The organism is Arthrobacter livingstonensis (assembly GCF_003219815.1).
Classification (GTDB): domain Bacteria; phylum Actinomycetota; class Actinomycetes; order Actinomycetales; family Micrococcaceae; genus Specibacter; species Specibacter livingstonensis.
On sequence record NZ_QJVD01000066.1, the window covers coordinates 1 to 5,871 of the forward strand.

The following is a 5,871-nucleotide window of genomic DNA, read 5'->3' on the forward strand; positions in this document are numbered from 1 at the left end:
GTTGTTGTTTGAGAACTCAATAGTGTGCCAAGTTTTATTGATACCAATTTATTGTATTGAATTGGTTATTTGGTTTTGTTGTTGCCGCCCCTGTGGTGATGGCAGGACTGTTTAGCTGGTTTCGAATTTAGTGCACATTTTTCCTGTCTTTTTCCGGTGGGATTGTGTGTGTCTGTTTGTTTTATTAACGGAGAGTTTGATCCTGGCTCAGGATGAACGCTGGCGGCGTGCTTAACACATGCAAGTCGAACGATGAACTGGCGCTTGCGTCGGGGATTAGTGGCGAACGGGTGAGTAACACGTGAGTAACCTGCCCTTAACTCTGGGATAAGCCTGGGAAACTGGGTCTAATACCGGATATTGACTTTTCACCGCATGGTGTTTTGTTGAAAGCTTTAGTGGTTTTGGATGGACTCGCGGCCTATCAGCTTGTTGGTGAGGTAATGGCTTACCAAGGCGACGACGGGTAGCCGGCCTGAGAGGGTGACCGGCCACACTGGGACTGAGACACGGCCCAGACTCCTACGGGAGGCAGCAGTGGGGAATATTGCACAATGGGCGAAAGCCTGATGCAGCGACGCCGCGTGAGGGATGACGGCCTTCGGGTTGTAAACCTCTTTCAGTAGGGAACAAGGCCACACGTTGTGTGGTTGAGGGTACTTGCAGAAGAAGCGCCGGCTAACTACGTGCCAGCAGCCGCGGTAATACGTAGGGCGCAAGCGTTATCCGGAATTATTGGGCGTAAAGAGCTCGTAGGCGGTTTGTCGCGTCTGCCGTGAAAGTCCGGGGCTCAACTCCGGATCTGCGGTGGGTACGGGCAGACTAGAGTGATGTAGGGGAGACTGGAATTCCTGGTGTAGCGGTGAAATGCGCAGATATCAGGAGGAACACCGATGGCGAAGGCAGGTCTCTGGGCATTAACTGACGCTGAGGAGCGAAAGCATGGGGAGCGAACAGGATTAGATACCCTGGTAGTCCATGCCGTAAACGTTGGGCACTAGGTGTGGGGGACATTCCACGTTTTCCGCGCCGTAGCTAACGCATTAAGTGCCCCGCCTGGGGAGTACGGCCGCAAGGCTAAAACTCAAAGGAATTGACGGGGGCCCGCACAAGCGGCGGAGCATGCGGATTAATTCGATGCAACGCGAAGAACCTTACCAAGGCTTGACATGAACTGGAAACGCCCGGAAACGGGTGCCCCGCTTGCGGCCGGTTTACAGGTGGTGCATGGTTGTCGTCAGCTCGTGTCGTGAGATGTTGGGTTAAGTCCCGCAACGAGCGCAACCCTCGTTCTATGTTGCCAGCACGTTATGGTGGGGACTCATGGGAGACTGCCGGGGTCAACTCGGAGGAAGGTGAGGACGACGTCAAATCATCATGCCCCTTATGTCTTGGGCTTCACGCATGCTACAATGGCCGGTACAATGGGTTGCGATACTGTGAGGTGGAGCTAATCCCAAAAAGCCGGTCTCAGTTCGGATTGGGGTCTGCAACTCGACCCCATGAAGTCGGAGTCGCTAGTAATCGCAGATCAGCAACGCTGCGGTGAATACGTTCCCGGGCCTTGTACACACCGCCCGTCAAGTCACGAAAGTTGGTAACACCCGAAGCCCATGGCCCAACCCGCAAGGGGGGGAGTGGTCGAAGGTGGGACTGGCGATTGGGACTAAGTCGTAACAAGGTAGCCGTACCGGAAGGTGCGGCTGGATCACCTCCTTTCTAAGGAGCACCAAACACCGCGAGATGGCCCGCATGGGTTGTGTTGGTGGTGTGAGGAGTAAAGACCTGCTGCCAGGACATTCGTTCCTGGGTGGGTTGCTCAAGGGTGGAATATCAATAAAGCAGCCTTTTGATCGGCATCTGGCGACCTGGTTCAAGTACAACCCTTCACGTGTGGGGGGTGCGGAACGGACTGTTGGGGTTGCTGGGTGTGGGTTGTTATGCGTTTGGCACACTGTTGGGTCCTGGAGCAACAAGGACCGCTGAATGTTCCCGGTGCCCTTTGGGGGGTGTGGGGGTTGTTTGGTGGTTGTGTTGTGCCTGGTTTCCTGCATGCGACCTGTCGTTGGGGTGGTGCCGGTTCCTTGTTTCCTGCTTTTGTGTGGGGGGTGGGGGTTGGTGTCCTGGTGGTGGGTGTGTGGTGGGGTTGTTGTTTGAGAACTACATAGTGAACGCGAGCATCTTTATAAAGAAGCAATTTCTTTGAGATAATTTGAACCTGGATCTGATGCTGTTGCACCTTTTTTGGGGTGTGGTGGTGTTGGTTTTCATGGTTCTCTCGATATGGTTTTGTTGACTGTTTGTGTAGTCAAGTTTTTAAGGGCACACGGTGGATGCCTTGGCATTAGGAGCCGAAGAAGGACGTAGGAATCTGCGATAAGCCTCGGGGAGTTGATAACCGAACTTTGATCCGAGGGTGTCCGAATGGGGGAACCCCGCTACCCGTTGCAAGGCGAGGTGGTGACCCGCATCTGAATATATAGGGTGTGTGGAGGGAACGTGGGGAAGTGAAACATCTCAGTACCCACAGGAAGAGAAAACAATAGTGATTCCGTTAGTAGTGGCGAGCGAACGCGGATCAGGCTAAACCGTGCCATGTGTGATAGCCGGCGGGCGTTGCATGGTCGGGGTTGTGGGATTTACCGTTCCAGGTCTGCCGGCCTGGTGGGGGGAATGGTGCATGTATAGGTGAAGGGCTTTGAATGGCCTGCCGTAGAGGGTGAGAGTCCCGTAACCGAAATGCAGTGCACTCCCTGGTATTCATCCCAAGTAGCACGGGGCCCGAGAAATCCCGTGTGAATCTGTCAGGACCACCTGATAAGCCTAAATACTACCTAATGACCGATAGCGGACAAGTACCGTGAGGGAAAGGTGAAAAGTACCCCGGGAGGGGAGTGAAATAGTACCTGAAACCGTGTGCTTACAATCCGTTAGAGCCACCGAGCCCACTTGTGGGTTGTTGTTGTGGTGATGGCGTGCCTTTTGAAGAATGAGCCTGCGAGTTAGTGTTACGTCGCGAGGTTAACCCGTGTGGGGAAGCCGTAGCGAAAGCGAGTCTGAACAGGGCGTTGCAGTGGCGTGATCTAGACCCGAAGCGAAGTGATCTACCCATGGCCAGGTTGAAGCGTGTGTAAGAGCGCGTGGAGGACCGAACCCACTTCAGTTGAAAATGGAGGGGATGAGCTGTGGGTAGGGGTGAAAGGCCAATCAAACTTCGTGATAGCTGGTTCTCCCCGAAATGCATTTAGGTGCAGCGTCGCGTGTTTCTTGCTGGAGGTAGAGCTACTGGATGGCTAATGGGCCCTACAAGGTTACTGACGTCAGCCAAACTCCGAATGCCGGCAAGTGAGAGCGTGGCAGTGAGACTGTGGGGGATAAGCTTCATGGTCGAGAGGGAAACAGCCCAGACCACCAACTAAGGCCCCTAAGCGTGTGCTAAGTGGGAAAGGATGTGGGATTGCTTAGACAACCAGGAGGTTGGCTTAGAAGCAGCCATCCTTAAAAGAGTGCGTAATAGCTCACTGGTCAAGTGATTCCGCGCCGACAATGTAGCGGGGCTCAAGTACACCGCCGAAGTTGTGGATTTCGGATATATAGGCAAGCCTTCGTGGTTCAGCCGTCCGGAGTGGTAGGGGAGCGTCGTGTGGGCATTGAAGCCGCAGTGTGAACTAGCGGTGGAGCCCACACGAGTGAGAATGCAGGCATGAGTAGCGAAAGACGGGTGAGAAACCCGTCCGCCGAATGATCAAGGGTTCCAGGGTCAAGCTAATCTGCCCTGGGTAAGTCGGGACCTAAGGCGAGGCCGACAGGCGTAGTCGATGGACAACGGGTTGATATTCCCGTACCGGTGAAGAACCGCCCATATTGAACCGGTGATACTAACCACCCAAAGCTTTTTCCTGCGTGCCTTCGGGCCAGGGGAGGAAGGTGCGCGTGGGATACTGAACCGGGGAGGTAAGCGTATTAACAGGTGTGACGCAGGAAGGTAGCCGAGCCGGGCGATGGTTGTCCCGGTCTAAGGATGTAGGGAACACGATAGGCAAATCCGTTGTGTGGTCATTTGATTGGCGCTCCTGAGATCTGATGGGACCCCCGTTAGGGGGAATTTGGTGATCCTATGCTGCCTAGAAAAGCATCGACGCGAGGTTCCAACTGCCCGTACCCCAAACCGACACAGGTGATCAGGTAGAGAATACTAAGGCGATCGAGAGAATTATGGTTAAGGAACTCGGCAAAATGCCCCCGTAACTTCGGGAGAAGGGGGGCCTGCCCCGTGAAGGAGATTTACTCTCCGTGAGCGGGTGTGGGCCGCAGAGACCAGGGGGAAGCGACTGTTTACTAAAAACACAGGTCCGTGCGAAGTCGCAAGACGATGTATACGGACTGACTCCTGCCCGGTGCTGGAAGGTTAAGAGGACCGGTTAGCCCACTTGTGGGCGAAGCTGAGAATTTAAGCCCCAGTAAACGGCGGTGGTAACTATAACCATCCTAAGGTAGCGAAATTCCTTGTCGGGTAAGTTCCGACCTGCACGAATGGAGTAACGACTTCCCCGCTGTCTCAACCATAAACTCGGCGAAATTGCAGTACGAGTAAAGATGCTCGTTACGCGCAGCAGGACGGAAAGACCCCGAGACCTTTACTATAGTTTGGTATTGGTGTTCGGAGTGGCTTGTGTAGGATAGGTGGGAGACTGTGAAACCGCAACGCTAGTTGTGGTGGAGTCATCGTTGAAATACCACTCTGGTCACTTTGGACATCTAACTTCGGCCCGTAATCCGGGTCAGGGACAGTGCCTGATGGGTAGTTTAACTGGGGCGGTTGCCTCCTAAAGAGTAACGGAGGCGCCCAAAGGTTCCCTCAGCCTGGTTGGCAATCAGGTATCGAGTGTAAGTGCACAAGGGAGCTTGACTGTGAGAGGGACACCTCGAGCAGGGACGAAAGTCGGGACTAGTGATCCGGCGGCACATTGTGGAATGGCCGTCGCTCAACGGATAAAAGGTACCTCGGGGATAACAGGCTGATCTTGCCCAAGAGTCCATATCGACGGCATGGTTTGGCACCTCGATGTCGGCTCGTCGCATCCTGGGGCTGGAGTAGGTCCCAAGGGTTGGGCTGTTCGCCCATTAAAGCGGTACGCGAGCTGGGTTTAGAACGTCGTGAGACAGTTCGGTCCCTATCCGCTGCGCGCGCAGGAAATTTGAGAAGGTCTGTCCTTAGTACGAGAGGACCGGGACGGACGAACCTCTGGTGTGTCAGTTGTACTGCCAAGTGCATCGCTGATTAGCTACGTTCGGATGGGATAACCGCTGAAAGCATCTAAGCGGGAAGCCCGCTTCAAGATGAGATTTCCATACACGTAAGTGTGGGAGGCCCCCAGCTAGACCACTGGGTTGATAGGCCGGACGTGGAAGCGAGGACTAAAGACTCGTGAAGCTGACCGGTACTAATAGGCCGATAACTTACACTACACAAAGTACCCCCAGGGGTGAATGTACCTTCAAAAGCCATTCACCCGCCACGGGTACACTGCATGCTCGCGTTCACTATGTGGTTCCCAAACAACAAACCCCCGGGCCAAGTTGCTTGCCCCCGGGAAACCAAAAAACACCGGGAAACCCGGCCGTGGCCAAACCCATCCGTGGGTCAGGCCCGGGACAAGGTTTCCTGTATAATAAAATACTGTTGTTCAACACAGGAACACCCAACAAGCCACCCACCCCGCAAAGGGGTTGGGGAACGAGTTACGGTGGTCATAGCGTGGGGGAAACGCCCGGTCCCATTCCGAACCCGGAAGCTAAGACCCACAGCGCCGATGGTACTGCATTCGACAGGATGTGGGAGAGTAGGACACCGCCGGACAACACCAAAAA

3 rRNA genes are annotated in these 5,871 nt (G+C 54.5%); all 3 read left to right on the forward strand.

Features of this window, described 5'->3' with window-relative positions:
* Window positions 1-184: 184 nt before the first annotated feature.
* The 3 genes from CVV68_RS22565 (at window position 185) to rrf (ending at window position 5,860) form a co-directional block, all read left to right on the forward strand.
* Window positions 185-1,719 (forward strand): 16S ribosomal RNA (locus CVV68_RS22565).
* Between the two features lie 587 nt (window positions 1,720-2,306).
* A 23S ribosomal RNA gene (locus CVV68_RS22570) occupies window positions 2,307-5,469 on the forward strand.
* Window positions 5,470-5,743: 274 nt separating this feature from the next.
* Window positions 5,744-5,860 (forward strand): 5S ribosomal RNA (gene rrf, locus CVV68_RS22575).
* Together the 16S, 23S and 5S rRNA genes form the textbook arrangement of a ribosomal RNA operon.
* The last annotated feature ends 11 nt before the right edge of the window (window positions 5,861-5,871 follow it).